The sequence below is a fragment of the Pseudomonas farris genome, from assembly GCF_019145235.1.
GTDB classification, from domain to species: Bacteria; Pseudomonadota; Gammaproteobacteria; order Pseudomonadales; family Pseudomonadaceae; genus Aquipseudomonas; species Aquipseudomonas farris.
In genome coordinates, this window is the sequence record NZ_JAHSTV010000001.1 from 98,647 (window position 1) to 123,251 (window position 24,605).

The 24,605-nt window shown below is 58.8% G+C and carries 28 protein-coding genes; 8 read left to right on the plus strand and 20 right to left on the minus strand.

Translation table 11 applies throughout. The features are described from left to right. Positions 1–174 precede the first annotated feature (174 nt). Positions 175–402: a YheU family protein gene (locus KVG95_RS00385; RefSeq protein WP_003199186.1), complete on the plus strand. Its 228-nt coding sequence runs from the start codon at positions 175–177 to the stop codon at positions 400–402. Positions 403–407: 5 nt separating this feature from the next. Here KVG95_RS00385 and csrA read toward each other — a convergent pair whose 3' ends face one another. The 3 genes from csrA to KVG95_RS00400 all read right to left on the minus strand — a co-directional run bounded on the left by csrA (position 408) and on the right by KVG95_RS00400 (position 1,960). Beyond that, complete coding sequence (gene csrA / locus KVG95_RS00390; protein ID WP_052964815.1) at positions 408–593, minus strand: carbon storage regulator CsrA; 186 nt, start codon at positions 591–593, stop codon at positions 408–410. A 154-nt stretch (positions 594–747) separates the two neighbouring features. Next, on the minus strand, positions 748–1,080 hold the full coding sequence (locus KVG95_RS00395) for a YnfA family protein (RefSeq protein WP_217854137.1): 333 nt from the start codon (positions 1,078–1,080) through the stop codon (positions 748–750). A gap of 64 nt (positions 1,081–1,144) precedes the next feature. Continuing rightward, positions 1,145–1,960 (minus strand): SDR family oxidoreductase, encoded by an 816-nt coding sequence (locus KVG95_RS00400; RefSeq protein WP_007899657.1) that lies wholly within the window; start codon positions 1,958–1,960, stop codon positions 1,145–1,147. A 299-nt stretch (positions 1,961–2,259) separates the two neighbouring features. Here KVG95_RS00400 and KVG95_RS00405 point away from each other — a divergent pair, with 299 nt between their 5' ends. Next, positions 2,260–2,412: a DUF3309 family protein gene (locus KVG95_RS00405; protein ID WP_008012020.1), complete on the plus strand. Its 153-nt coding sequence runs from the start codon at positions 2,260–2,262 to the stop codon at positions 2,410–2,412. A gap of 60 nt (positions 2,413–2,472) precedes the next feature. On the opposite strand, the gene KVG95_RS00410 is transcribed toward KVG95_RS00405, so the two are convergent. The 10 genes from KVG95_RS00410 to KVG95_RS00455 all read right to left on the minus strand — a co-directional run bounded on the left by KVG95_RS00410 (position 2,473) and on the right by KVG95_RS00455 (position 11,960). After that, positions 2,473–4,566, minus strand: coding sequence for an LTA synthase family protein (locus KVG95_RS00410; RefSeq protein WP_217854138.1), 2,094 nt, complete (start codon positions 4,564–4,566; stop codon positions 2,473–2,475). A gap of 346 nt (positions 4,567–4,912) precedes the next feature. After that, complete coding sequence (locus KVG95_RS00415; RefSeq protein ID WP_217854139.1) at positions 4,913–5,515, minus strand: START domain-containing protein; 603 nt, start codon at positions 5,513–5,515, stop codon at positions 4,913–4,915. Positions 5,516–5,556: 41 nt separating this feature from the next. Next, positions 5,557–5,811, minus strand: coding sequence for a YkgJ family cysteine cluster protein (locus KVG95_RS00420; RefSeq protein WP_217854140.1), 255 nt, complete (start codon positions 5,809–5,811; stop codon positions 5,557–5,559). A gap of 158 nt (positions 5,812–5,969) precedes the next feature. Continuing rightward, positions 5,970–6,437, minus strand: coding sequence for a translation initiation factor 2 (locus KVG95_RS00425; RefSeq protein ID WP_217854141.1), 468 nt, complete (start codon positions 6,435–6,437; stop codon positions 5,970–5,972). A gap of 87 nt (positions 6,438–6,524) precedes the next feature. Further along, on the minus strand, positions 6,525–7,964 hold the full coding sequence (locus tag KVG95_RS00430) for an aminotransferase-like domain-containing protein (RefSeq protein WP_007903895.1): 1,440 nt from the start codon (positions 7,962–7,964) through the stop codon (positions 6,525–6,527). Between the two features lie 211 nt (positions 7,965–8,175). Beyond that, positions 8,176–8,988: an OmpA family protein gene (locus KVG95_RS00435; RefSeq protein ID WP_217854142.1), complete on the minus strand. Its 813-nt coding sequence runs from the start codon at positions 8,986–8,988 to the stop codon at positions 8,176–8,178. Further along, a complete protein-coding gene (locus KVG95_RS00440; RefSeq protein ID WP_052964824.1) occupies positions 8,985–9,341 on the minus strand; it encodes a DUF4398 domain-containing protein in 357 nt (118 codons plus the stop codon). The genes KVG95_RS00435 and KVG95_RS00440 overlap by 4 nt, the downstream gene beginning before the upstream one ends. Before the next feature lie 9 nt (positions 9,342–9,350). Further along, complete coding sequence (locus KVG95_RS00445) at positions 9,351–10,199, minus strand: substrate-binding periplasmic protein (RefSeq protein ID WP_217854143.1); 849 nt, start codon at positions 10,197–10,199, stop codon at positions 9,351–9,353. An 81-nt stretch (positions 10,200–10,280) separates the two neighbouring features. Next, the gene (locus tag KVG95_RS00450) at positions 10,281–11,210 is read right to left on the minus strand and encodes an electron transfer flavoprotein subunit alpha/FixB family protein (protein WP_217854144.1); all 930 of its coding nucleotides are present in this window, start codon (positions 11,208–11,210) and stop codon (positions 10,281–10,283) included. Further along, entirely contained in the window at positions 11,211–11,960 is a 750-nt protein-coding gene (locus KVG95_RS00455) for an electron transfer flavoprotein subunit beta/FixA family protein (RefSeq protein ID WP_003226982.1), read from the minus strand. It lies immediately after the preceding gene. 546 nt (positions 11,961–12,506) lie between these two features. Here KVG95_RS00455 and KVG95_RS00460 point away from each other — a divergent pair. After that, positions 12,507–14,171 (plus strand): electron transfer flavoprotein-ubiquinone oxidoreductase, encoded by a 1,665-nt coding sequence (locus KVG95_RS00460; RefSeq protein ID WP_217854145.1) that lies wholly within the window; start codon positions 12,507–12,509, stop codon positions 14,169–14,171. 185 nt (positions 14,172–14,356) lie between these two features. Here the strand turns inward: KVG95_RS00460 and KVG95_RS00465 are convergent, their stop codons facing one another. Then, positions 14,357–15,247 carry an AraC family transcriptional regulator gene (locus tag KVG95_RS00465; RefSeq protein ID WP_052964828.1) on the minus strand — a complete coding sequence of 297 codons (891 nt, stop codon included), beginning with the start codon at positions 15,245–15,247 and terminating at the stop codon, positions 14,357–14,359. Between the two features lie 217 nt (positions 15,248–15,464). Between KVG95_RS00465 and KVG95_RS00470 the strand changes: the two genes are divergently transcribed. Then, positions 15,465–16,517, plus strand: a complete 1,053-nt coding sequence (locus KVG95_RS00470; RefSeq protein ID WP_217854146.1) for an NAD(P)-dependent alcohol dehydrogenase — start codon at positions 15,465–15,467, stop codon at positions 16,515–16,517. A gap of 15 nt (positions 16,518–16,532) precedes the next feature. Here the strand turns inward: KVG95_RS00470 and KVG95_RS00475 are convergent, their stop codons facing one another. From KVG95_RS00475 to KVG95_RS00500, 6 genes are all read right to left on the minus strand, one after another. Then, positions 16,533–17,336 (minus strand): IclR family transcriptional regulator, encoded by an 804-nt coding sequence (locus tag KVG95_RS00475; protein WP_008012044.1) that lies wholly within the window; start codon positions 17,334–17,336, stop codon positions 16,533–16,535. A 60-nt stretch (positions 17,337–17,396) separates the two neighbouring features. After that, the gene (locus KVG95_RS00480; protein ID WP_217854147.1) at positions 17,397–18,707 is read right to left on the minus strand and encodes an MFS transporter; all 1,311 of its coding nucleotides are present in this window, start codon (positions 18,705–18,707) and stop codon (positions 17,397–17,399) included. A 198-nt stretch (positions 18,708–18,905) separates the two neighbouring features. Continuing rightward, entirely contained in the window at positions 18,906–20,054 is a 1,149-nt protein-coding gene (gene dgoD, locus KVG95_RS00485; protein ID WP_007903915.1) for a galactonate dehydratase, read from the minus strand. Between the two features lie 47 nt (positions 20,055–20,101). Then, a complete protein-coding gene (locus tag KVG95_RS00490) occupies positions 20,102–20,722 on the minus strand; it encodes a 2-dehydro-3-deoxy-6-phosphogalactonate aldolase (protein ID WP_018926189.1) in 621 nt (206 codons plus the stop codon). A 19-nt stretch (positions 20,723–20,741) separates the two neighbouring features. Further along, the gene (locus KVG95_RS00495; RefSeq protein ID WP_217854148.1) at positions 20,742–21,734 is read right to left on the minus strand and encodes a 2-dehydro-3-deoxygalactonokinase; all 993 of its coding nucleotides are present in this window, start codon (positions 21,732–21,734) and stop codon (positions 20,742–20,744) included. Positions 21,735–21,949: 215 nt separating this feature from the next. Next, complete coding sequence (locus KVG95_RS00500; protein WP_217854149.1) at positions 21,950–22,432, minus strand: GNAT family N-acetyltransferase; 483 nt, start codon at positions 22,430–22,432, stop codon at positions 21,950–21,952. 220 nt (positions 22,433–22,652) lie between these two features. On the opposite strand from KVG95_RS00500, the gene KVG95_RS00505 reads away from it, so the two are divergent. The 4 genes from KVG95_RS00505 to KVG95_RS00520 all read left to right on the plus strand — a co-directional run bounded on the left by KVG95_RS00505 (position 22,653) and on the right by KVG95_RS00520 (position 24,497). Then, the gene (locus KVG95_RS00505; RefSeq protein WP_217854150.1) at positions 22,653–23,309 is read left to right on the plus strand and encodes an HD domain-containing protein; all 657 of its coding nucleotides are present in this window, start codon (positions 22,653–22,655) and stop codon (positions 23,307–23,309) included. A gap of 93 nt (positions 23,310–23,402) precedes the next feature. Beyond that, the gene (locus tag KVG95_RS00510; protein WP_217854151.1) at positions 23,403–23,717 is read left to right on the plus strand and encodes a hypothetical protein; all 315 of its coding nucleotides are present in this window, start codon (positions 23,403–23,405) and stop codon (positions 23,715–23,717) included. A 54-nt stretch (positions 23,718–23,771) separates the two neighbouring features. After that, positions 23,772–24,026, plus strand: coding sequence for a hypothetical protein (locus KVG95_RS00515; protein ID WP_217854152.1), 255 nt, complete (start codon positions 23,772–23,774; stop codon positions 24,024–24,026). Positions 24,027–24,116: 90 nt separating this feature from the next. Continuing rightward, positions 24,117–24,497 carry a Rho termination factor N-terminal domain-containing protein gene (locus tag KVG95_RS00520; RefSeq protein WP_038982111.1) on the plus strand — a complete coding sequence of 127 codons (381 nt, stop codon included), beginning with the start codon at positions 24,117–24,119 and terminating at the stop codon, positions 24,495–24,497. The last annotated feature ends 108 nt before the right edge of the window (positions 24,498–24,605 follow it).

The window sequence follows — 24,605 nt, forward strand, 5'->3', positions numbered from 1 at the left end:
CGTCTTCGCGAGCAAGCCCGCTCCCACAGGTGACCGAGTTCTTTCATAGGAATGTGGTCGAATGTGGGAGCGGGCTTGCTCGCGAAGGCGGCCTGGCAGACAACTGTTCAGACCGGGCTAGCCGCCCCCCTTCATTCGCCGTAGCATCGCGCCATTGTTTAGCCGAGGTGCCTTATGCTGATCCCCCACGACCAACTTGAAGTCGATACGCTGACCCGCCTGATCGAGGATTTCGTGACCCGCGACGGCACGGACAACGGCGATGACACACCGCTGGAAACCCGCGTCTTGCGTGTTCGTCAGGCATTGACCAAGGGCCAGGCGCTGATTGTCTTCGATCCGGAAAGCGAGCAATGCCAGTTGATGCTCAAGCACGACGTGCCCAAGCATCTGTTCGACTGAGGTTCTTAACGAGCTTTCGCTTTGGCCTGTTTGATCTGGATGCGCTCATAGACTTCGGCGCGATGGACGTTGACCTGCTGCGGCGCTTCAACACCGAAGCGCACGCTGCTTCCGTTAACGGCGAGAACCCGCACGGTGATGTCGTCACCAATGGAAATCAACTCGCCCACAACGCGACTAAGTACAAGCATGGCATTCATCCTTCAGGGTTACCGGCCCTTGAAGATGCCCGGCGCGTAGCGGGTCTTCAATGCAACAGCAGCAAAACAGTCTCGCCCTACGGCGCAGGATGCTTCGCCCTGAAGGACGTATCCGACAAACCGGTTTGAATGAAGGACCGATCCTTCAGGAAACGGAAAAGCGCGGGCCAAACAGGATGACACTCGCCCCGATCACACACAGCGCCACACCAATCCAGTCCGAGCCCAATGGACGAATCCGCTCGACCACCGCCAGCCAGCCGATCGACGCAATGATGTAGATGCCACCGTAGGCGGCATAGGCGCGGCCGGCGTAGCTCGCTTCGACTCGGGTCAGCAACACCGCGAACAACATCAGGCTGAGCAACGCCGGGATGATCCACCAAGCGCTTTTACCCTGGCGCAACCACATCCAGAAGGCGAAGCAGCCAGCGATTTCGAACAGCGCGGCGAGGAAAAACCACAGGTAATTGATCATGCAGATGTCTCGTGAGGATGGCCGGTTGCGGCCACCCTAACGACGGTATTGCGCACGGGCAAGTTCAGCCTGCGGATTGTTTGGCCTTGGCGCGCATTTTGTCGGCCATTACGGTCATTTCGTTGTAGAGCACTTGCGGGTCTTTTTGCTTGATCGCCCAGGCCATGCGGCCCTGTTCGTGAGGCAGAATCAAGAATTCGCCGGCAGCGACCTGCTGATAGATGTAATCGGCAATGTCGGCAGCGCTGATCGGCGAACTTTCCAGCAATTTGCCGACCTGGGCTTTCATGGCCGGGGTCGGGCCGCGGAAGGAGTCCAGCAAGTTGGTCTGGAAGAACGACGGGCAGACTACATGCACGCTGACTTCCTCGTGGGCCAGTTCGATCAACAGACTCTCGGACAAAGCCACCACACCCGCCTTGGCCACGTTGTAGTTGCTCATGGCCGGACCTTGCATCAGTGCCGCCATCGAGGCGATGTTGATGATCTTGCCTTTGCTTTTCTCCAGCAGCGGCAGGAAGGCCTTGCAGCCCTTGACCACGCCCATCAGGTTGATCGCGATCTGCCAGTCCCAGTCTTCCAGCGACAATTCACTGAAGAACCCGCCCGAGGCCACGCCCGCGTTGTTGACGATGACGTCGATGCCGCCAAACTTCTCTTCACAGGCTTGGGCGAAAGCCGTCAGCTGGCTGTAGTCGCGCACATCGCAACGCTGGATGAAACCGTCGCCGCCGGCTTCGCGAACCAGTTTCAGGGTTTCTTGCAGGCCGGGTTCACTGACGTCCGACAAGGCCAGCTGCCAGCCTTCACGCGCCCAGCGCAGCGCGATTTCGCGACCCAGGCCTGAGCCCGCGCCAGTGATCATCATGCGATTTTGCATAGCAAACAGCCTTGTTGTTCCGGGGAAGATGCACCGAGTGTAGCGAAGGATAATGCGCGACCCACGCTCCATCAGATTGCTGAATGGCCAGCAATGAACCACGGCGCGGTCCGGTTGTTTCAACTTTGAGACGCAGTAAAAGAAATAAACGTGCTTTCCAAATACATTAAAAAAACCTGGAATTTTTCTTCATATCCATGAGTCGGATTTTGTAAGCAGCTAGGATTAATACAAGTCCAGCTGATGGCTAAAAGCTAAAACGCTAGGTCAACCACAACGCTTCCAACAAGGAAACAGACATGGGCACAATTCTTATCGTTATTCTTATCCTGTTGTTGATAGGTGGCTTGCCGGTCTTCCCGCACTCCAGAAGTTGGGGTTACGGCCCGTCCGGTATCATCGGCGTGGTGTTGGTGGTGCTATTGATCCTGCTGCTACTTGGCAAGATATAAAGTTTTTGCCGGCAAAAAAAAGAGGCCCTGCGAAGGGCCTCTTTTCTATTGCGCCAAAACTTAGTCCGGCTTGCCGTCAACCACACCGGCGGTGTTATCGATCAGGCTTTTGGTGGCCGTCTGCAGGAACGCTTCGAGCTTGAGCTTCAGCTCAGCGGTACGCGGTGCATCCGGTACGACCTCGGCGTGAGGCGTCGCGCCCAGTTCGTACTGGTACATCTTCGGCGCCATTTCCTTTTCCTTTGGCAGAACCAGAATCTGGTCAACCGTGATGATGGCGGTGGTTTGCTCGCTACCCGACGGCTTGATCACACCAAAACCGGTGTCGCCTTCAGGCAGGTTGAGCAGGTCGCGTCCCCAGCACTGATGACGCACTTCGCCACCAATACGGCCCATGATGGTCGGCACGAGGTCGATCTGAGTGCCCACGGTATGGTCACGCTGGCCGAACTTCTCCTGGATGCCCGGTGCGATCATCAACATCGGCACGTTGAAGCGGCCCAGGTCCATTTCGGTGATCTGACGCTCGTTGCCAAAACCGTGGTCACCGACGATGACAAACAGGGTTTCCTTGAAGTACGGCTCCTTGCGGGCCTTTTCAAAGAATTGGCCCAGTGCCCAGTCCGCATAACGCATAGCGGTCAAATGCTCGTTCAGGTTGCCGCGATCGGTTACAGGCTCAACCGGCAATGGCGTCGGCAAGGCATATGGCGTGTGGTTGGACAGGGTTTGCAGCAACGCATAGAACGGCTTGCCGTTTTCCCGCGCCTTGAGCTCTGTCAGACCACGGTCGAACATGTCCTGGTCGGACACGCCCCAAGTCGGATCGGAGAACACCGGGTTCACGAAGTCGTTACGACCGATGAAGTTGGTCATGCCCTGGTTGCTGAAGAAACCCGACTGGTTGTCCCAGGCAAAGTCGCCGTTGTAGACGTACACATCGTCGTAGTCACGGGTGCTGAGCAACTGCGGCAGGCCGGACAGTTTGTGGCTGCCTTCCGGGGTCTGCATCAGGTATTCAAAACCCGGCAGGTTCGGGAAGCAGGCCATGGTGGCGAACATACCCTGATGAGTATGCGTCCCGTTGGAGAAGAAGCGATCGAACAGCAGCCCTTCTTTCGACAGTTTGTCGAGGTACGGCGTGATGTTGCCCGGTGCGCCCAAGGCACCCACCGAGTGACCGGCCATGCTTTCCATCAGGATCACGACGACGTTCTTGATCGGCAGGGTCTTGTCGGCCGGCGGCATGTAATCGCGACGCACGGCGGCAGTCTCGCCATCCACCAATTTGTCGTCCGGCATTACCAGCATGTCACGCACGATCTGCTGGGCTTGCGGTTGCGGCAACGAGGCTTTCCAGATGTTGTCGCGATCTTCGGACAACCGGCTCTTGGCCGCCGCGACCAGCGACAGCGTGCCATTGAGGCCCAACTGGTTGGCGAAGTTGGAGTCGGTGGTGTAAACGTCACCCCAACGCATTGGCGGACCCTGACGCAGAGTGCCACGAGCGGCGACCACGCAGACCAGCAGGCAAACTACGAACACCATGCCACGCGCATACAACGGAGCGACCTGCCGCGTACCAATGCTGCCACCGCTGAACGGCCCGCGAGGACGTGTGGCGCGGTCGGCGCCCTTGAACGCGAGGGTCAGAATCAACGTGCCCACGGCCCAGGCCAACAGGTAGCGAACCACCGGAAAACCGTACCAGAGCATGCTCATCACGGTTTTCGGGTCTTCTTTCACGTACTGGAAGACCAGGCCGTTGAGGCGCTGGTGGAACTCGCGGTAAAAGTCCATCTCCATCAGGCCGAGGAACAGCGCGATACTCGAGACAACGGTCAGCCACAACCGAAAGAACCCGCGGGCGGCCATGGCCCGGGCGCTGAACAATGCCAGCAGCAGCGGAATGCTGAGGTAAACCACCAGACGCAAGTCGAAACGCAGGCCATTGGCGAACGCTTCCAGAAAGGTCGAAGCCGGTGTGTCGAGGATCATCGAGCTGTTGTAGGCCAGCAGCGCTACGCGCAGCAGGCTGAACATGACCATCATGACCAAGGCACACAACAGTGTGTAGGCCAGATGCGATTTGACGGTCGGTTGCAGCAGGCGACTAGAAGCTCGCTGCTGACTCAGGGCGTCCGGGTTTGCCATGTCGTTTTAGGACCCATTGGAAGTTGAAGTTTCAAAATACAGCGGCGCCTTGCCCTCTGTTGGCCATCCCGGCCCCGGGGCTTGCGCGGTGCGCAAATGTTGCACGATCAACCGCGGCATTACCATTGATTACTGACCCGCAGGCCGACTGTCGCTTGTAGCGCTCTGGGACAAGAGACGTGACGCAAAGTTGCGCAGGGGCGCGAGTGAATTGTCTTGGAGGCTTTGTGAAAATTTCGTTCAACGCATATCCAGAAACAAAATAAAGCCCCGCCCTTGGTAAAAACGCAAACGCCCCGATCAAATCGGGGCGTTGTCCAACAGGCCATATCAAAAGAATACGCGGTTACTTCTCGGCGCGTTCTTTCAGGGCTTTGAGGGTATTGAACGGCGCATCGACCACAAACTTGTTGGCCAGCCACGACGGCACGCTGCCGCCAGGTTCGGTATGGGCCTGATAAGTCACTTCGACTTGATCGCCCTTTGGCACGAGCTTCCAGAAACCTTTGACCTGGGCGACCCGTACAAAACCTTTTTCTTCCGCAAGGTACTTGGGCTGCCCTTCCAACTCGCGGGTCAGGCTGCCATCGGCGCCTTCAGCGGTGGTGACATGCAACACGGAGTCGCGAGGAGTGACCGGCCAAGGGGTATTGAACTGGGTGTAGGTCCAGCTCTGGTTACCTTCGTGTTTGAGCAGCTTCTGAGTCTTGCACTCGTGAATCCATGCACAGGCACCCGGCACGTCTTCCTGCAATGCACGCAGTTTGGCCATGGTGGTCTTCATGACGGTCACGCCACGGTAAGCCTTGTATTGGGAACCGGCCACTTCACTCAAGGACACCTTGATGCCCTCTTCTTCCTTGGCGGTTTTCCATTCTTCGGCCTGGGCCGTGGAGACCAGCAAAACCGTCAAACCACACAGCACAGCGATACGATGCAGCGAACCCATAGTCTTATTCCTTATTGTTGAAGTTCCGTTCGTTGAACACATCACGCGGCCGTCATTTGCTCCCACCAGCCCAGCAACTTGATCGCTTCGTCGCTGCTGCTTCCGCAGACCTCGACATCGGCTTCAAACGCCGAACACACCGCAGGACGTTCCGGCTTGCCGAAAATGCTGCACAGGTTATAGGCAGACAGCTGTACGCAACGTTCTCCGGCGGCTTTGCCATTGGGCATTCCGGGAATCGGCGAACTGATGGAAGGGGCAATGCAACAGGCGCCACAGCCTTCACGGCATCTCATGACGACAAGCTCCTCGCGACAGGTAAAGGGACGTGGCACAGAGTAACGGCTAAAACGACTGTTTTAAATTACCTGAGCCCGGGTTTTTCCGCTCAAACGAACGTGACTGACCAGTCTCCGACAAAGCGTCTGGTCCGCGGGTCACGAATGGGAGGGATTTACTGCTTGAACTCGAATTCCAGCGCCGCGCCTTCAACTTCCCGACGCTCTTCATTGCGCAGTTGCAGCTGCATTTCGTTGCTGAGCAAACGACCGTTGAGCTGGAACGGGCTGCTCTTGTCACCGAACATTTGCGGCAACAGCGCATCGTGTCGGGGCAACTGTACCGTGCCGACCGGCTTCAGTTCTTCGACCATGTCCTTGGGCAAGCTCAAGTCGAGATTTGCCGAAGGGAGTTTGGTTTTCACGACTTCACTGGCCGGTTTCGACTTGGAAGCAATGGGGGAACGTTTTTTGACCGCTGTAGCTTTCTTTTTGACCGGTGTGGCCTTTTTGACCGGTGCTGCTTTTTTCGCGGTTGTGCTGGCTGACGGTTTTTCCTGAACGGAAGCCGCCATGACGCCTTCCGGGTGACAGGTCATTAACAGGCAGATCAACAACCAGGCGGCAGAAAAAATCGGCTTCATGGACCCAACGGCGTGAAAGGCAGAAGGCTATATGCTCGCCTGTTGAAGACGACAAGACAAGCGGCCAGTTCAGAACTGCCCAGCCGCTCAAAAACCGCTCGCCGTCTCCTGACAAAGTTGCGTCGCCAGCAACCCCAACGTCATCAATGCACGCTCAGCCTCACGGTTCCAGGGGATGCCACAGTTCAGGCGAATGCAGTGATTGAACTGCTCGGTATTACTGAAAATCAGCCCCGGCGCAATGCTGATGCCCTGCTGCAACGCACGCACATGCAGTTCTTGCGTGTTGACCCGCCCCGGCAAGCTGACCCACAGAATGAAGCCGCCGGTGGGCCGGGTCATCTGCGTGCCTTCCGGGAAGTACTGCTGCACCGCCAGCTGGAAAGCGCTGAGGTTCTTGCGGTACTCCTGACGGATGTAGCGCAAATGCCGGTCGTAACCGCCGTTCTCCAGATAGGCGGCGATGCCCATTTGCGTGACGCTGCAGGCTGAATGGGTACTGAAGGTCTGCAAGCGCTGGATTTCCTGCTGGTACTTGCCGGCTATCATCCAGCCGATGCGCACACCGGGCGACAGGGTCTTGGAGAAGCTGGAGCAATAGATCACCCGATCCAGCCGGTCATAGGCCTTGAGCGATTTGGTGCGGCCCTGCTCGAACATCAGCTCGCCGTAAATATCGTCTTCGACGACCTGGATATCGAAATCCGAGGCCAGGCGCAGCAATTGTTTCTGCCGCTCTTCGGGCATGGTGCCGCCCAGAGGATTGCTCAGGCGCGTGGTCAGCACCAGCGCCTTGATCGACCACTGGTTGGCCGCCAGTTGCAGGGCTTCGAGGCTCATGCCGGTGGCTGGATCGCTAGGGATCTCGATGACTTTCAGCCCCAGCAAGTCGGCCAGTTGCAGCAAACCGTAATAGGTCGGCGACTCGGCCGCGATCAGATCACCCGGCCGGGTCAACACGCGCAGAGACATCTGCAACGCATCGACGCAGCCGTGGGTGATCACCACTTCCGATGGATCGACTACCACGCCGGCATCGCGCATGCGGATCGCCACTTGCCGACGCAACGGCTCGAAACCGGGGCTGAACATGTAGCTGAACGCCCGGGGGCTATGGAAACGGGTGACTTTGGCCAGTTGCTGATGCAGCGCCCGCACCGGTAAGTAGTCGACGCTTGGTACGGCGGCGCCCAACGGGAAGACGCCTTCGCGGCGGGATTCAACCAGAACTTGCTGAATGATGCTGCTGCGGGTGACCAGGCCAGGTCGCTCGACCCGGGCAATGTCCGGGGTTGGCGCCGTGAGCGCCGGCGTCTGGTGCACGTAGTAACCGGACTGCGGCCGGGCACGAATCAGCCCCTGATCTTCAAGGTTGGCGTAGGCCTGCAACACCGTTGCATGGCTGACGTTGAGCTGCGAGCTCATCTTGCGCACCGAAGGCACGCGCTCCCCGGGTTGATAAACACCACGGCGGATGTCTTCGGCCAGTTGCTGAGCAATACGTTGGTAGAGCAAGAGATTGGTCATGACGCAGCACTCGATTTCACGGGCATTTTATTCTTGTGTGAAACACTACCGGAACAGTTTGGAAGTGTACTGGGACAGTTGCCACAATAGTCGACCGTACAGTGCATTGTCAGCAAAAACTGTACTGTTTTTATGGAGAGTATTGCGCTGATTGGCAGGCACAAAAAAACCCGGCACTGCTGACAGGCCGGGTTTTCCAGTAACGCAGCCCTTAGCGGGCGGCGCCGAGCTGGCCTTTTTCGTCGGAGAACACAATTTCCACCCGACGGTTCTGCGCACGCCCGCGCTCGGAAGCGTTCACGTCCACCGGGTATTCATCGCCATAGCCTTCGACTTTGATGCGTTTGTCGTCGATGCCCAGGTCCATCAGCACATCCGCCACCGATTGCGCACGGTCGCGGGACAGCTTGAGATTTTCTTGTTTACCGCCAGTGCTGTCGGTATAGCCCTCGATCCGGACCACGCGCTTGGGATTGAGCTGCAAGAACTGGACGATCTTCAGCACCACGCGGTTTGCCGAGCTTTTCAATTCTGCTTCACCGGTATCGAACAGCACATCGCCCAGCGTCATCACCAGACCACGGTCGGTCTGGGTGGTCGCCAGCGCGAGGATCTGCTCTTCGAGCCACTTGCCCTGTTGCTGCACGCTGAGCAGCTTGGACTCACGCAGGGCCAATTGCAGGCGCTGACGCTCGAGTTCGAGCTTCGCCGCGCGTTCCTCGTTGAGCACTTGATTGGTGTGTTCCCGGGCGATTTCGCTGTAGCGCTGGCTCAGGTAAGCGTAATGCACAACGTCCGAACCGCTGCCCCAGTAGCTGGACAGACGATCGGCGCGGGCCAGGGACTCGCCGGCACGGATCACGTCTTTGGGCGCAATGCGCAGCACGTTGGAGTCTTCCTTGACCTTCTGGAAGTCGGTGCCGGCCTGCTGCAATACAGCTTCGCTGTGTTGACCGGCGCAGCCATAAAGGCTTGCACAGCCGGCCAGGATCAAGCCGCCGATTGCTTTGGTCTTCAGGCTCATTGGGCATCTCCCAGTTGCTTGCGCAGGCGAGTGATGCGGGTATTGAGCACGTTCAACTGCTCCTCGCTCTTGAGGGTCAGAACCCGGGCTTCGGCCAGGCGCGCGTCCAGCTCGGCCTGCTCGGCCCGCATGCGCGCATTTTTGAAGGACTGGTCGGCCATGTTGCCCTGGGCACGCTTGAACTTGTCTTCAGCCAGTTTCAGCTCCGGCACTTCGTCGGCGGTAGCACCCACGGCCTTGGCTTGTTCTAGGGCCTGTTCGGTCAGGCGTATTTGTTCATTCGGCGCCGGATCGGCTGCACAACCCGCCAGAGCCAGAACGGCCAGGGCAGCGAAAAGAGGTCGAATACTCACTAAAAATCCCTACTGTTTTGGGGTACTGACAGGTTGTGGCTGCGGTTGTGAGCGTTGCGCTTTCCAACGCTCGATATTGCGCAGGAGCGCAGCTTCTGTCAGTCCGGACGCGGGCAATTCTGTCATCTTTTTGGCCAGCTGTCCGCGCAACCAAGGATCGTTGCAGGCAGAGTTATGGGAAACCGCGAGATACAGGCCAGGTTTGTCGATGGGTTGTGGGTGAGCCATCAAGTCATCGGCCATCCCCAGCGTTTGCACCATGGCCATGCCCGAGTAGCGTCCGGCGAGGACAAACTCCACCTCGTTCAGCAGCAATTTCTGAAAGGCCTGGGTCAGATTTGGCGTACGTACCAGGGTCAATTGCTGTTCGGCAAAAGTGCCAAATGACGGGGTCACTCGAGCCTTTTCCGACAACGCACCGGGATGGCCGCGAAGATCCTGCGCTTCGTTGTAGACCAGTAACGAGTCGTTGCGGGTCCAGACCAGGTAATCGTTTTCCAGCAGCGGTGGGTGGATATAATCCAGATTTTCCAGCTCACTGACCGTCAACGGCGCATCGGCCAGCATGTCCATGCGCCCGCTGCGCACTTCGTCCAGGGCCTGGGAGCGTTTGCCGGCGTAAAGCAGTTCGACCTTGATGCCCAACTCTCCCGCCACTTGCTGCAACAGATCAGCGCTGGCGCCAATCAGATGCTTGGGGTTTTGCGGGTCTTGCCACAGGTACGGCGGCGCGTCCGGGCTGCCGGTCACCACCAGGCGCTCGCATTTGCCCGCGGCTATGGACAGCCCCGGCAACAGCGTCAGGCTTAACCACAAAGCCGACAAAAAAGAGCAGCCAAACCAGCGGCGCAGACTCATGGCAACACTCTCCCCACCCAAATCCGGAACAAAAAAAAGCCCGACCAAAAGGTCGGGCTCTTTATAAGTCAAGCCGCCGGATTAGACCAGCTTCTCGAACTCGGGGATAGCTTCGAACAGGTCTGCCACCAGGCCATAATCGGCCACCTGGAAGATCGGCGCTTCTTCGTCCTTGTTGATCGCAACGATCACTTTGGAGTCTTTCATGCCGGCCAGGTGCTGGATCGCGCCGGAAATACCGACGGCGATGTACAGCTGTGGAGCAACGATCTTGCCGGTCTGACCGACCTGCATGTCGTTGGGTACAAAACCTGCATCGACCGCGGCACGGGAAGCACCGACGGCAGCGCCCAGCTTGTCGGCCAGGGCGTACAGGTGTTTGAAGTTGTCGCCGTTCTGCATGCCGCGACCGCCGGAAACGACGATTTTGGCAGCGGTCAGTTCCGGACGATCGGACTTGGCCAGTTCTTCACCGACGAAGCTCGAAGTGCCAGCATCGTGAGCAGCCGCAACTGCTTCAACGGCAGCCGAACCACCTTCAGCAGCAACCGGGTCGAAACCGGTGGCACGCACGGTGATCACTTTGACCGCAGCGTTGGACTGTACGGTAGCAATGGCGTTACCGGCGTAGATCGGGCGCTTGAAGGTGTCAGCGCTTTCGACCGAGATAATCTCGGAGATCTGGTCAACGTCCAGGGTCGCAGCAACGCGCGGCAGGATGTTCTTGCCGTTCGAAGTCGCGGCAGCCAGGATGTGGCTGTAAGCCTTGCCCAGTTCTGCAACCAGCGGAGCAACGTTCTCCGGCAGTTGATGAGCGTAAGCAGCGTTGTCGGCCAGCAGCACTTTGGCCACGCCAGCGATTTTCGCAGCGGCTTCAGCCACGGCGCCAGCGCCCAGACCTGCAACCAGAACGTGGATATCACCACCAATCTTGGCAGCAGCAGCCACAGTGTTCAGCGTGGCCGGGGCCAGTACTTTGTTGTCGTGTTCAGCAATAACCAAGATAGTCATTTAGATTACCTTCGCTTCGTTTTTCAGTTTCTCGACCAGTTCAGCCACCGACTTGACCTTGATACCCGCGCTGCGTGCAGCCGGCGCTTCGACTTTCAGGGTCTTGTTGGTGGAGGCGGTGGAAACGCCCAAAGCGTCCGGAGTCAGCACTTCGAGAGGCTTCTTCTTGGCTTTCATGATGTTTGGCAGAGACGCGTAGCGCGGCTCGTTCAAACGCAGATCGGTGGTGACGATGGCCGGCAGTTTCAGGGAAACTGTCTGCGCGCCGCCGTCGATTTCACGGGTCACGGCAACGCTGTCGCCGGACACTTCGACTTTCGAAGCGAAGGTGCCCTGACCGTAGCCGCTCAATGCAGCGAGCATCTGGCCAGTCTGGTTGTTGTCGCTGTCGATGGCTTGTTTGCCGAGGATCACCAGCTGAGGCTGTTCCTTGTCGACAACAGCTTTCAACAACTTGGCAACCGCCAGGGAAGTCAGATCTTCAGCGGATTCGACGAGGATGGCGCGGTCGGCACCCAGAGCCAGCGCGGTGCGCAGTTGCTCTTGAGCGGTGGACGGGCCGATGGAGACGACGACGATTTCAGTCGCAACGCCTTTCTCTTTCAGACGTACGGCTTCTTCCACTGCGATTTCGCAGAACGGGTTCATCGACATCTTGACGTTAGCGAGGTCGACGCCGGAATTGTCCGCCTTGACACGAACCTTGACGTTGTAATCCACAACGCGTTTGACAGCTACAAGAACCTTCATGGATTCCTCGTTACTCTCCGGTGAAAAGAAAGTCGCCTAGGCGAACCTGGCGGTTGATGCTCATCGGCGCAAGGGCACCTCTAAAAACGCTGGCAGGTGTATCGAGTGAACGTTGCTCACGAGGCTGATAACCGTTCGTCAGTGGTGACCAACGAGTCATTCATTATCGCGGCGTGTAAACTGCGCGCCAAACCTGCGCTGCGCATCACCTTATACTGCCATCGCCCTGTCTTTAGAGGTGCTCTTGAAACCACCAGTCAGCCTACGGCGAGCGCAAAACCGCCCGTATCTTGACCGGAACACCTATTCCGGTCAATACGGCAAAATGGCCAGTCATAAGCCGCGTGACTTTGATTTCTCTGGCTTTGAGCCAATTCAAACAAACGTTTGTATTGGACGCTAGGAGTGGTGTAGATATAATGCGCCACCTAGAGAGAAAGGTGGGTCATCCATTGTCCCTTCCGGCAGTTGCCGGAGAAAATAATGGATGCAACGCCAAACCTCCAATTAGAAAAAAACTGTTGAGCCTTGAGTAGGAGATAGCCTGTGGAACGCGAATACATGGAATTCGACGTGGTCATCGTCGGTGCCGGCCCCGCTGGCCTGTCCGCCGCCTGCCGTTTGAAGCAGAAGGCCGCCGAAGCCGGTAAGGAAATCAGCGTCTGCGTGGTCGAAAAAGGCTCCGAGGTCGGCGCTCATATCCTGTCCGGTGCCGTGTTCGAACCACGCGCCCTGAACGAATTGTTCCCGGACTGGAAAGAACTCGGCGCGCCGCTGAATACGCCAGTCACACGCGATGACATCTTCGTGCTCAAGAACGCCGACAGCGCGCAGAAGATTCCTGACCTCTTTGTGCCCAAGACCATGCACAACGAAGGCAACTACATCATCTCCCTGGGCAACCTGTGCCGCTGGCTGGCCCAGCAGGCCGAGAACCTGGGCGTGGAAGTCTACCCGGGCTTCGCCGCCCAGGAAGCACTGTTCGATGAGAACGGCGTGGTTCGCGGGATCATCACCGGCGATCTGGGCGTTGACCGCGAAGGCAATCCCAAAGAAGGCCTGTACACCCCCGGCATGGAACTGCGTGCCAAGTACACGCTGTTCGCCGAAGGTTGCCGCGGCCATATCGGTAAGCAGCTGATCAAGCGTTTCAACCTCGATAGCGAAGCCGACGCCCAGCATTACGGCATCGGCCTGAAAGAAATCTGGGAAATCGACCCAGCCAAGCACCAGCCAGGCCTGGTGGTCCACACCGCCGGTTGGCCGCTGGATATCATGGGCACCGAGAACACCGGTGGCTCGTTCCTCTATCACCTGGAAAACAACCAGGTGGTGGTCGGCCTGATCGTCGATCTTTCCTATAGCAACACCTTCCTGTCGCCGTTCGACGAGTTCCAGCGCCTCAAGCATCACCCGGTGCTCAAGCAATACCTGGAAGGCGGCAAGCGCATCAGCTACGGCGCACGTGCTATCTCCAAAGGCGGCCTGAACTCGCTGCCGAAAATGGTCTTCAAGGGCGGCGCGCTGATCGGTTGCGACCTCGGCACGCTGAACTTCGCCAAGATCAAAGGCAGCCACACCGCGATGAAATCCGGCATGCTCGCCGCCGACGCCGTGGCCGATGCGCTGTTCGCCGATCTGGACGGCACGCAAGAGCTGACCACTTACGTCGACGCCTTCAAGAAGAGCTGGCTCTATGACGAACTGTTCGCCAGCCGCAACTTCGGCCCGGCGATGCACAAATTCGGCCCGATTCTCGGCGCGGCGTTCAACTACATCGATCAGAACTGGTTCGGCGGCAAACTGCCGTTCACCCTGCACGACACCAAGCCGGATTACGCTTGCCTGAAACTGGCGGCCGACTGCAAGAAGATCGACTACCCGAAACCGGATGGCAAGATCAGCTTCGACAAACTCAGCTCGGTGTTCATCTCGGGTACCAACCACGAAGAAGAGCAGCCTTGCCACCTGAAACTGGCCGACGCGAGCATTCCGATCGCCAAGAACCTGCCGATGTACGATGAACCTGCTCAGCGTTACTGCCCAGCCGGCGTGTACGAAGTGGTGACCCAGGAAGACGGCGAGAAGCGCTTCCAGATCAACGCCCAGAACTGCGTTCACTGCAAGACCTGCGACATCAAGGACCCTGCACAGAACATCACCTGGGTGGCGCCGGAAGGCTCTGGCGGCCCGACTTACCCGAATATGTAAGTCGAACGCCTGAACATCAAGGCTCCCAAAATGGGGGCCTTTTTGTTGCCCGAGATCCAGGCATCAACACCAAACCAATGTGGGAGCGGGCTTGCTCGCGAAGGCGGTTTATCATCCAACATTGATGTCGACTGATAGACCGCTTTCGCGAGCAAGCCCGCTCCCACAAGGGGATTCGTGGTGTATCAAGCAGCCCGCTCATCCCCAGGATTGCGCTCAAAGTAACGCTTGTACTCGCGACTGAACTGCGACGTGCTCTGATACCCCACCCGATGCGCCACCTGGGCCACGCCCAAGCCTTCGCCCAGCAACAACTGCTGGGCCCTGAGCAAGCGCAAACGCTTCAAATATTGCACCGGCGACAATAAGGTGCAGCGTTTGAAATGCTCATGAAACGTCGACGCGCTCATGTTCGCGCAACTGGCCAGGGTCTCGACATTCAACGGCTCGGTGTAATGCGCATGCAGATGACTCAGCGACGCCGCGATCCGCGCGAACTGCCCCTGTTGCTCCACCAACGCTCGCAACACATCGGCTTGTGGCCCCCGCAACGCCACGAACAACAATTCACGCAAGCGTGCCGGGCCCATGATCTGGCATTCCAGCGGATCGTGCAGGCAGCGCAACAACCGCTCCACACAACCGCGCATGGCATCGTCGAGCACCGCCGAGGTCATGGACTCGGGCGTCTGTGCGGGAACCGTGCGCCCCGGTGACAGCCCCATGGCCAATACCAACTCACCGAGCATTACCCGGTCGATGGCGATGGAAACGCCCAGCATCGGGCCATCCGGAGCCGAAAACGTCTCGCACTCGAAAGGTACCGGCAACGCCTGAATCAGGTAATGCCCGGCTCCATATTCAAGCGTACGCGGGCCCAGATACGCCAACTTGCTGCCTTGGGCGATGATGACCAGGCTTGGCTCGTAGATTTGTGGGCCACGGGCCACATCACAACTGGCCCGCAAAACCTGCACACCCGGCAATGCGGTAGGCGCGAAACCGTCGCGGGTAGTCAGCGGCTGGATCAGCGAAACCAGGGTGGCATTGGCATCGAGATGACGGGTCAACAACATGGGGGAGCTCTTCATAAAAGAAGTCACAAAAGAAGTCACAAAAAAAGTCGCGAAAAAAGGGATGAAAGCATCTTCGCAGGTCTGAACGCCAATGCGACCAATCAACGGTGTAAGCCGGAGGATTAGGCATGACACCCGGAGGAATCGCCATGGCCGGTAACCCGTGCGGCGCCCAGAATTGCTCGCCTCACCTGTCACCGCTTTTGCGAGGTTCACCATGTACACCGCCATCGGATACGCCGCTCAGTCAGCCACCACTCCCCTCGCCCCGATGAAATTCGAACGCCGCAGTCCACGGGCCGACGACGTTGCGATCGACATTCTCTACTGCGGCGTCTGCCATTCCGACATCCATCAGGCACGCAACGAGTGGGGCATTGCTGTTTACCCGCTGATGCCCGGCCATGAGATCGTCGGAAAAGTCACCGCGGTCGGTGCGAATGTTACCCAACACAAAGTCGGCGATCTGGTCGGCGTCGGCTGCATGGTCGACTCGTGCCGCCACTGCGAAGCCTGCAAGGCGGATCTGGAGCAATACTGCCTCGAAGGTCCGACCATGACGTACGCCACCCCGGACCGGGTCGATGGCAGTAACACCATGGGCGGTTACTCCGACAGCATCGTGGTCAGCGAGCACTTTGTCGTGCGTATCCCGGAGAAACTCGACCCGGCCAGCGCCGCGCCGATTCTGTGTGCAGGCATCACCACCTACTCGCCACTCAAGCACTACGGCGTCAAGGCCGGTGACAAGGTCGGGATTCTCGGCATGGGTGGCCTCGGCCACATGGGCATCAAGTTCGCCAAAGCGATGGGCGCTGAAGTGACGTTGTTCACTCGCTCGGCGAGCAAGGCTGAAGAAGGTCGTCGTCAAGGCGCGGACCACGTGATCGTGTCCACCGATGCTGAACAGATGAAAGCCGCCGCAGGACATTTCGACTTCCTGCTGGACACCATTCCGGTGCAGCACGACCTCAATCCCTACCTCGAGACGCTGCGTTTCGACGGCGTACACATTCTGGTGGGCTTGATCGAACCGATCGATCCACCGGTTCACGCTGCCAAACTGGTATTGGGTCGTCGCGTGCTGGCCGGCTCGCTGATCGGCGGCATCGCAGAAACCCAGGAAGTGCTGGATTTCTGCGCCGAACACGGCATCACCTGCGACATCGAAATGCTCGACATCCGCCAGATCAACGAGGCTTACACCCGCATGATTGCCGGTGACGTGAAGTACCGCTTCGTCATCGACATGGCGACGCTGAAAGTCTGATCAGACTCGCTCGACTTATACCTTCAAGCCGAGCTCCGCCGACAGCCGGGCTGTGACCCCTTTGATCAGGGGAATCAGCTCGGCCATTTTTTCCAATGGCATGTACGGCACGGTGCTGGCGATGCTGATACCGGCGACAATGCGCTTGCTGGCATCGCGGATCGGCGCCGCCACGCAGCGGATCGACGGTTCGTTGTCCTCCAGGTCGAAGGCGTACCCGCCGGCCACGTACTCAATCATGCGCTGCTGGAACTGCTCCCAGGATTGCTCCGGGTGCTGCGGCCAGAACTGATTTTTCCCACCCACCGGCAAGCTGATTTCGTACAGCCGTTGCCATTCTTCCTGCGTGTCATCGAGCATCAGCGCCTTACCGATCCCGGTACGCGCCAATGGCATGCGATGACCGACCCGCGAACGCATTTCCGGACCGTTGCGCCCCGGATTCTTGTGCAGGTACAGCACCTCGTCGCCCTCACGAATCGCCAGGTGAATGGTGTCACCGGTCAACGCCGACAACTCATCCAGATACGGCCCGGCCAGCGTCACCAGTGGCAGCTCTTCACGTGCCTGGAAACCCAGTTCGATTAGCTTCGGCCCCAGCAGATACCCGACTTGCGGCACCACCCGCAGATAACGCTCGTCCACCAGGCAACTGGCCAGACGATGAGTGGTGCTGCGCGTCGTGCCGATCAGCCGGGCGATTTCCTTGAGATCGCGGGCGCCACTGGCCACGGCCTGAACCACACCCAGGCCACGAAGCAATGTCTGGGTGCCAGTCGGCGCGGCGTCCTTGGCGATTTTTGGGGCGTCTTCCTGCATATCCAGCCTTTACCGTTGAGCGAGTGAACGGGCGGCATTATGGTCGCCCGATGGCCGCGACTACAACTTGATACGCTCGACCTTGCCCACCAGCAACACGTAGGAAAGCGCACCCAACAACGCCAGAACCGAGATATAGGTAATCGCCGGGGCAAACGAATCACCGGAAGCGAGAAAACCGATGACGATGGGCGTGGTAATCGCCGCCAGGTTACCGATGAAATTGAACACCCCACCGGTCAATCCAAGCAAGCGCGCCGGGGCCAGGGTCGACACCAGCGACCAGGTAATCGAAGCCAGACCATTGCCGAAGAAGGCCAGCGCGAGGAAGGCAATCACCAGCGGTGTCGACTCGACGAAGTTGGCGCCGATGATCGAGGTGGAAATCAGCAGGCCGCCAATGATCGGCAACTTGCGGGCGAAACCCACCGTGTAGCCGCGACGAATCAAAAAGTCCGAAAAGAACCCCGAACACAGCACACCGACGAAGGCTGCCAGAAACGGTAGCGACGCCAGCAAGCCAGACTTGATGAAGTCCATGCCGCGATATTTCACCAGGTAGGTCGGGAACCACGTCAGAAAAAACCACAGGGTCGAGTTGAGGCAGAACTGGCCGAGGTAGATACCCCAGAGTTTGCGTTTGGTCAGAACGATACCGAGATCGGTCCAGCTGAATTTCGCCTTGGCCTTCGCGGTTTCTGCCTGGATATCCACCAGCCCGCCGCCTTCGCGGATCAGCTCGATTTCAGCATCATTGGCGCCCTTGAAATCACGCGGTTCGCGATACACCGCGTACCAGATCACCGCCCAGATAATGCCCACCACGCCAGTGCTGACAAACACCATGTGCCAGCCATATTGGTGCTGCAGCCAGGCCAATACAGGCGTCAGGAACGCCAGACCAACGAATTGCCCGGACGTGTAGAAACCAATAGCCGTGGCGCGTTCGCGCTCGGGGAACCATGTCGTCACCACGCGGCTGTTGATCGGATACGCCGGCGCTTCCAGGGCACCGACGGCCATGCGCAGTACGAACAGCGCGATGAAACTGGCAGCGAAGCCGAGCATCACCGTGGCGACCGACCACAGCAGCAATGCGACGCTATACAGGATGCGCGGCGGCACCCGGTCCACCAGCCAGCCGCCGGGGATCTGCATGGCAGCGTAGGTCCAGCCGAAGGCTGAGAAAATCAGCCCGACATGGATCGGATCGATGCCCAGATCGCTGGTCAGCGCCGGGGCGGCAATGGACAGGTTACTGCGGTCCAGGTAGTTGATCACTACGGTGATGAACAGCAGGACCATGATGAAAAACCGCTTGCGGCTCGGCGTCACCAACGACGCCTGCCCGGTGAGGGTTTGCGGTTGCATGAGAGGTGCCTCTTCTTATGTTTATTGAGGTCGTGAAAAAACGGGCGCCTGAGCGCAAATCATCCGGTCCATGGAGATCAATTGTGGGAGCAGGCTTGCTCGCGAAAGCGGTGCGTCAGTCGACATCACTGTTGAATGTGATGCCGCCTTCGCGAGCAAGCCCGCTCCCACAGGGATTTGTGTTGAGTCAGGAGGAACTCACCACTCGGCAAAGCTGCCATCGGCATGGCGCCAGATCGGGTTGCGCCAGCGGTGGCCGACGGCGGCGCGTTCGATCACGTACTCCTCGTTGATCTCGATGCCCAGGCCCGGGCCGTTGGGGATCTTCACGAAGCCCTTGTCGTAGTCGAACACCCGCGGATCTTTCACATAATCGAGCAGGTCATTGCTCTCGTTGTAATGGATGCCCAGGCTCTGTTCCTGGATGAACGCGTTGTAGCAAACCGCGTCCAGTTGCAGGCACGCGGCCAGGGCAATCGGGCCCAACGGGCAATGCAGCGCCAGTGCCACGTCGTAGGCTTCGGCCATGTTGGCGATCTTGCGGGTTTCGGTGATGCCGCCTGCGTGGGAGGCATCGGGCTGGATGATGTCGACGTAGCCTTCGCTGAGCACTCGCTTGAAGTCCCAACGCGAGAACAACCGTTCGCCGAGGGCAATCGGCGTGCTGGTCAGCGGCGCCAGTTCTTTCAGCGCTTCGTAGTTTTCGCTGAGCACCGGCTCTTCGATGAACATCAGTTTGTACGGGTCGAGTTCCTTCATCAGCACCTTGGCCATGGGCTTGTGCACCCGACCATGGAAGTCCACGCCGATGCCGACATTCGGGCCGACCGCATCGCGCACGGCGGCGACGTTGGCCAAGGCCAGGTCGACCTTCTCGAAGGAATCGAGGAATTGCAGTTCTTCGGTGCCGTTCATTTTCACCGCGGTAAAACCACGGCTGACCGCTTCTTTCGCAGCGCGAGCAGTGTCCGCCGGGCGATCACCACCGATCCATGAATAAACGCGAATCTTGTCCCGCACCTGACCACCCAACAGATCACTGACCGACACACCCAGAGCTTTGCCCTTGATGTCCCACAACGCCTGGTCGATGCCGGCCAGGGCGCTCATGTGGATCGCGCCGCCACGGTAGAAGCCGCCACGGTAGAGCACGGTCCAGATGTCTTCGATGTTGCGTGGGTCTTTGCCGATCAGGTAGTCGGACAATTCCTCAACCGCAGCAGCGACGGTGTGCGCGCGGCCTTCGACCACGGGCTCACCCCAACCGGTCACGCCCTCGTCGGTTTCGACCTTGAGGAAGCACCAGCGCGGCGGAACGATGAAGGTGGTGAGTTTGGTGATTTTCATCTCTATTGTCTCTCTTGTAGATGTAGCGCTCACAGCGCCAAAAAGTCTTAACGCAAAGCATTCCAGGCAGCGACATACGCCTTGGCGCGCACCGCAACTTCGTCAGCCGTCATGCCCGGTTTGAACAACCCGGACCCGAGACCGAAACCTTTGACGCCGGCCTCGACAAACACCTGCATGTTGTCCGGCGTAATCCCGCCCACCGGCACCAGCACCGTCCCTGCCGGCAACACCGCCAGCCAGGCTTTCACAACGGCGGGGCCCATTTGTTCGGCCGGGAACATCTTCAGCACATCCGCCCCTTCGGCCAATGCAGCAAAGGCTTCGGTCGGCGTCGCCACGCCCGGCGACAGGAACAGCCCCGCTGCCTTCGCCGCACGCAACACCTTGGCATCGCTATGAGGCATGACGATCACTTGGCCGCCCGCCGCTTTCACTTGCTCGACCTGTTCCGGCGTCAACACCGTGCCCGCACCGATCAGGCAATCGGCGGGTAAGGTACTGCGCAGGATGCGGATACTTTCGTACGGTTCGGGGGAATTAAGCGGCACTTCAATGACGCGAAATCCGGCCGAGTACAGGACTTCACCGACGGCTGCCGCTTCTTGCGGACGCAGGCCACGCAGGATCGCGATCAGACCGTTTTGTGCCAGTGCTTGCTTGAGCATGTCAGACCTCCAGTCAGGTTTAACGGGATGGGGGTGTCGTGATCAGTCCGGCGGCAACCGCCAACTGCCACAACCCGCGTTCGGTGGCCTGCTCGGCCAGGGTCACCCGGGCAAAACCGCAGGCGTCGAGCGCCCGGCTGTAGCGGGCGCAGAGTTGCGCATTGCCGATGAGGATGATCGAAGGCAGGTGCACGCTGTTGCGCCGATGCCGCTGAACATTGGCCAGGGCCGACAGTTCATGGCCGATCAACAGACCGGACAGATAGTCCGGTTGCGCGACGGCGCTGAGTTCACCGGTCAGCCCCAGACTGCGGGTACTGAACAATGTCGACAGCGGCCCGATCTCGCCGTCCGCCGACAAGGCCACCCGCACGCCACGATCAAACGCTTCGCCATCGAAAGACGCGCCGCGCTGCTGAGTGCGCCCCAGAATGCTGTGTTCACTGAGGACGGCGAAGACTTCGCCAGTCATGAAAGTATCGAAATGCACGATGCAGCCGTCGTCCACTTCCACCCATTTCGAATGGCTGCCCGGCAAGCCGATCAACAGATCGTTGCCCGCCCCGCTCGGCAGATTCTGCAACACGCCGAGGACTTGGGTTTCCTCGCCGCGCATCACGTTCGGCAAGCGCGAACGCTGAATCACCCCTGGCACGATGTGCACATCGACACCGCGAAGACTGCGAACGGTTTGTAGGGAAGTTCCGAGATTGGCAACGTTCGCCGGCGTGTCGCAGTAGGCCGCTTCGCGCCAGCCCTGAGCACTGCCGACCATGCCGCAAGCAATCACTGGCAAACCGGGCTGTGCGTCGAGCCAGTCACCGCACGCCTCATCGAAGGCCAATTCAAAACCGTCGGCACATTCCTGGCCGACGATGATTCGCGGCGTCTTGGGCAGCTGCATGATCCCGGACGACAGCGAGCGCTGTTCCAGCACCTGGGCACCGAAGCCGAGTTTGTAAGCACGTAATGAGGTTGTCCCCCAATCGAGCGCGATCAATTGCGCCAGCATCGCTTCACCTGTTTTGTTTTTTGGCAGTGAGTGAGCTGGACTATAAACCTGAACGAAGGAAAATCTCAATATATAAATATCAATCCCATATATTGGGAGAAGAACAAAAAAAGATCGCAGCCTTCAGCAGTTCCTACAGATTCGATGTACGACGCAATAGCTCGGTCGAACACAATCCCGCGTGGAGCTGCCGAAGGCTGCGATCTTTTAGGGGATCAATTGCCCTCGGCAAAATCCCTTAACACCGCCCCATCCATCCGATACCGCACCCACTCCTCCTGCGGCTGTGCACCGAGGGATTTGTAGAATTCGATCGCCGGTTTGTTCCAGTCCAGCACGCTCCATTCGAAACGGCCGCAATCATTGGCGCAGGCGATTTTCGCCAGGTGGCGCAACAAGGTTTTACCGGCGCCGCCGCCCCGTTGTTCGGGAGTGATGTAGAGGTCTTCGAGGTACAGGCAGTTGCTGCCCAGCCAGGTGGAATAGCTGAAAAAGAACACCGCAAAGCCGATCGGCGAGCCATCGCGCAGGCAGATCAGGCCATGAGCGGTGGCGCCCTCGCTGAACAGGCTACGCTCGATGTCGGCGACGCTGGCGATGACTTCGTGGCGGGCACGTTCGAAGTCCGCCAGTTCAGTGATGAACGCGAGGATTTGCGGAGCATCGCTGGGGGTTGCCGGGCGGATTTCGATCGTCATGAACGTGCCTTGTCAAAAATTGAAAACGCCATACTAAGTCCGCGCGCGGCGCTCGTCACATTTGAAAGCAAAACGTCATGTAGCATTAATGTTTTGTGGCGCTTTGTATGAATGGGCCAGCCTGCGAAATCAGCGTGACTGTACTGACGTCTTCGCGGGCAAGCCCGCTCCCACAGGGTGCTCATTGATCACAAAAACCGAGTCGAATCCAAGGACTTTTATGACCACTGCCGCTTTCGCGCCGCTGCACACTCTGGCTTCTGAACTGCTGCCCCACGCGCTGGAACCTGGCGAGGACGGCGCCCATGATCTGTCGCACTTACAGCGGGTGTGGCACAACGTGCGCACGCTTCATGCCGAAGAAGGCGGTGATCTTGAGGTGCTGCTGGCAGCCGTGCTGTTGCACGATTGCGTGGCGGTAGAGAAGAACTCGCCGCAGCGCTCACAGGCATCACGGCTGGCGGCGCAGAAAGCTTCGACAGTACTGGTAGTCATGGATTGGCCTGACGCAAAAATCACAGCAGTCTCCCACGCCATCGAAGCCCACAGCTTCAGCGCCAACATCACGCCCATCACCCTCGAAGCGAAAATCATCCAGGACGCCGACCGCCTCGATTCCCTTGGCATGCTCGGCGTGGCGCGTACCTTCTATATCGCCGGGCGCATGGGCAGTGCGCTGTACGACCCTTTGGACCCAGAGGCAAAAGAACGGGACTACGACGACAAACGCTTTTGCCTCGATCATTTCCAGGCCAAGCTGCTGCACCTGGCGGACGGTTTCCAAACGACCACCGGTCAACGTCTGGCACAGATTCGCCACGAACGCCTGAAGGGTTTCATGGAGCTGTTCAAGGAAGAAATCGGCGTCGACCATTAAGCATGAGCGACACCGCTCGTCGTTCATCAGGCACCAATCCAGGTCAGGGAGGACCAATATCGGGTAAGGACTCTAATCAACGGAGACGACACCATGATCACGTCCCGACTGACCGCCCTCGCTCTCACCACGCTGCTCTCCTCCGTCGCGTTCGCCGCGACCAGCTCTTCCGGGACCGACCCGACCGATCCACTCGAAAGGCCCGAATCTTCGGCCACCCAAGGCATCGACAGCGGCCGGTCTCCTTCTCCGACGGCCACAGACCCACGGGTTTATCACGATGACGCGGGCGCTCAGGGCGGGATGAATACACCCGGCACCCAGACTCCCGACAACGCGGGAACTGGCGTCGGCTCGAAAACCACCACCGGTGGCTCGGGCTCCGAAGGCCGCAGCACCAGTCCATAAGTTCGCCGATGCGAGCGACATGCAATACCTATCGATCCTAACGAAGAGGTAACCATGAACGTCGATAAAAACCTGGAAAAAGAAGTCCTGACCCGTCTGCTGCACGCCCACCCAAATGGCTTGGGCAAGGAGGTTCTGGACAATTACCGGGGGGAGAGAGTCGTGGCCAGCACGCTCGCGACTCTGCAGGAACGCGGATTGATCCAGCACGGTCATGTGACCTGCAACGAAGCCGGCGAGCACTCGCTGAACCTGCCGATCAAACTCAGCGCCGCAGGGGTTGAAGCGGCGCGCAAGCTGGATATTTAACCGCGTAGGAGCTGCCGCAGGCTGCGATCTTTGCCTGTGAATGCTTGAAGAGTTCCTACGGATATACATCCTGAAACCAGGAGAAATCCCATGCCTCGTGGAAGCAAAGACAAATACACCGCCGAGCAAAAACGCAAGGCCGAACACATCGAAGAAAGCTACGAGCACAAAGGCGTGTCGAAAGATGAAGCCGAAGCTCGTGCCTGGGCCACGGTAAACAAACAGTCAGGTGGAGGTGAACGCGCCGGCGGCTCCGGGCGCAAGAAGCCGGCCAGCGCCAAGTCTGCAGACCGCAAGGAATCATCCCGACGTGCGGTGGCCACCCGTGAAGGCAAGCCGCGCAACAGCAAGGCTTCGCGCGATACGCAAACGGTGGACAGCCTGATGAAAGAAGCCCGGGCGAAGAAGATTCCGGGGCGTTCGAGCATGCGCAAGCAAGAGTTGATCGAGGCGTTGCGCAAAGCCGGCTAAGGGTCCGGATTTGAGGTGAGTTTGAGGGCCTCTTCGCGAGCAAGCCCGCTCCCACATTGGATCTGTGTCGTTCACACATTCAACGATCAACACAGATCCAATGTGGGA

What these genes read in the sequence shown, in the direction of transcription:
- KVG95_RS00425 (WP_217854141.1), bottom strand. Translation starts at nt 6,437, where the DNA reads ATGAAGCCGATTTTTTCTGCCGCCTGGTTGTTGATCTGCCTGTTAATG.
- KVG95_RS00395 (WP_217854137.1), bottom strand. Translation starts at nt 1,080, where the DNA reads ATGATCAATTACCTGTGGTTTTTCCTCGCCGCGCTGTTCGAAATCGCT.
- KVG95_RS00475 (WP_008012044.1), bottom strand. Translation starts at nt 17,336, where the DNA reads ATGCAGGAAGACGCCCCAAAAATCGCCAAGGACGCCGCGCCGACTGGC.
- KVG95_RS00450 (WP_217854144.1), bottom strand. Translation starts at nt 11,210, where the DNA reads ATGACTATCTTGGTTATTGCTGAACACGACAACAAAGTACTGGCCCCG.
- KVG95_RS00415 (WP_217854139.1), bottom strand. Translation starts at nt 5,515, where the DNA reads ATGGGTTCGCTGCATCGTATCGCTGTGCTGTGTGGTTTGACGGTTTTG.
- KVG95_RS00445 (WP_217854143.1), bottom strand. Translation starts at nt 10,199, where the DNA reads ATGAGTCTGCGCCGCTGGTTTGGCTGCTCTTTTTTGTCGGCTTTGTGG.
- KVG95_RS00515 (WP_217854152.1), top strand. Translation starts at nt 23,772, where the DNA reads ATGAACGTCGATAAAAACCTGGAAAAAGAAGTCCTGACCCGTCTGCTG.
- KVG95_RS00420 (WP_217854140.1), bottom strand. Translation starts at nt 5,811, where the DNA reads ATGAGATGCCGTGAAGGCTGTGGCGCCTGTTGCATTGCCCCTTCCATC.
- KVG95_RS00470 (WP_217854146.1), top strand. Translation starts at nt 15,465, where the DNA reads ATGTACACCGCCATCGGATACGCCGCTCAGTCAGCCACCACTCCCCTC.
- KVG95_RS00480 (WP_217854147.1), bottom strand. Translation starts at nt 18,707, where the DNA reads ATGCAACCGCAAACCCTCACCGGGCAGGCGTCGTTGGTGACGCCGAGC.
- KVG95_RS00500 (WP_217854149.1), bottom strand. Translation starts at nt 22,432, where the DNA reads ATGACGATCGAAATCCGCCCGGCAACCCCCAGCGATGCTCCGCAAATC.
- KVG95_RS00410 (WP_217854138.1), bottom strand. Translation starts at nt 4,566, where the DNA reads ATGGCAAACCCGGACGCCCTGAGTCAGCAGCGAGCTTCTAGTCGCCTG.
- KVG95_RS00520 (WP_038982111.1), top strand. Translation starts at nt 24,117, where the DNA reads ATGCCTCGTGGAAGCAAAGACAAATACACCGCCGAGCAAAAACGCAAG.
- KVG95_RS00465 (WP_052964828.1), bottom strand. Translation starts at nt 15,247, where the DNA reads ATGTTGTTGACCCGTCATCTCGATGCCAATGCCACCCTGGTTTCGCTG.
- KVG95_RS00510 (WP_217854151.1), top strand. Translation starts at nt 23,403, where the DNA reads ATGATCACGTCCCGACTGACCGCCCTCGCTCTCACCACGCTGCTCTCC.
- KVG95_RS00455 (WP_003226982.1), bottom strand. Translation starts at nt 11,960, where the DNA reads ATGAAGGTTCTTGTAGCTGTCAAACGCGTTGTGGATTACAACGTCAAG.
- csrA (WP_052964815.1), bottom strand. Translation starts at nt 593, where the DNA reads ATGCTTGTACTTAGTCGCGTTGTGGGCGAGTTGATTTCCATTGGTGAC.
- KVG95_RS00400 (WP_007899657.1), bottom strand. Translation starts at nt 1,960, where the DNA reads ATGCAAAATCGCATGATGATCACTGGCGCGGGCTCAGGCCTGGGTCGC.
- KVG95_RS00385 (WP_003199186.1), top strand. Translation starts at nt 175, where the DNA reads ATGCTGATCCCCCACGACCAACTTGAAGTCGATACGCTGACCCGCCTG.
- KVG95_RS00405 (WP_008012020.1), top strand. Translation starts at nt 2,260, where the DNA reads ATGGGCACAATTCTTATCGTTATTCTTATCCTGTTGTTGATAGGTGGC.
- KVG95_RS00495 (WP_217854148.1), bottom strand. Translation starts at nt 21,734, where the DNA reads ATGCTGGCGCAATTGATCGCGCTCGATTGGGGGACAACCTCATTACGT.
- KVG95_RS00435 (WP_217854142.1), bottom strand. Translation starts at nt 8,988, where the DNA reads ATGAGCCTGAAGACCAAAGCAATCGGCGGCTTGATCCTGGCCGGCTGT.
- KVG95_RS00505 (WP_217854150.1), top strand. Translation starts at nt 22,653, where the DNA reads ATGACCACTGCCGCTTTCGCGCCGCTGCACACTCTGGCTTCTGAACTG.
- KVG95_RS00490 (WP_018926189.1), bottom strand. Translation starts at nt 20,722, where the DNA reads ATGCTCAAGCAAGCACTGGCACAAAACGGTCTGATCGCGATCCTGCGT.
- KVG95_RS00430 (WP_007903895.1), bottom strand. Translation starts at nt 7,964, where the DNA reads ATGACCAATCTCTTGCTCTACCAACGTATTGCTCAGCAACTGGCCGAA.
- dgoD (WP_007903915.1), bottom strand. Translation starts at nt 20,054, where the DNA reads ATGAAAATCACCAAACTCACCACCTTCATCGTTCCGCCGCGCTGGTGC.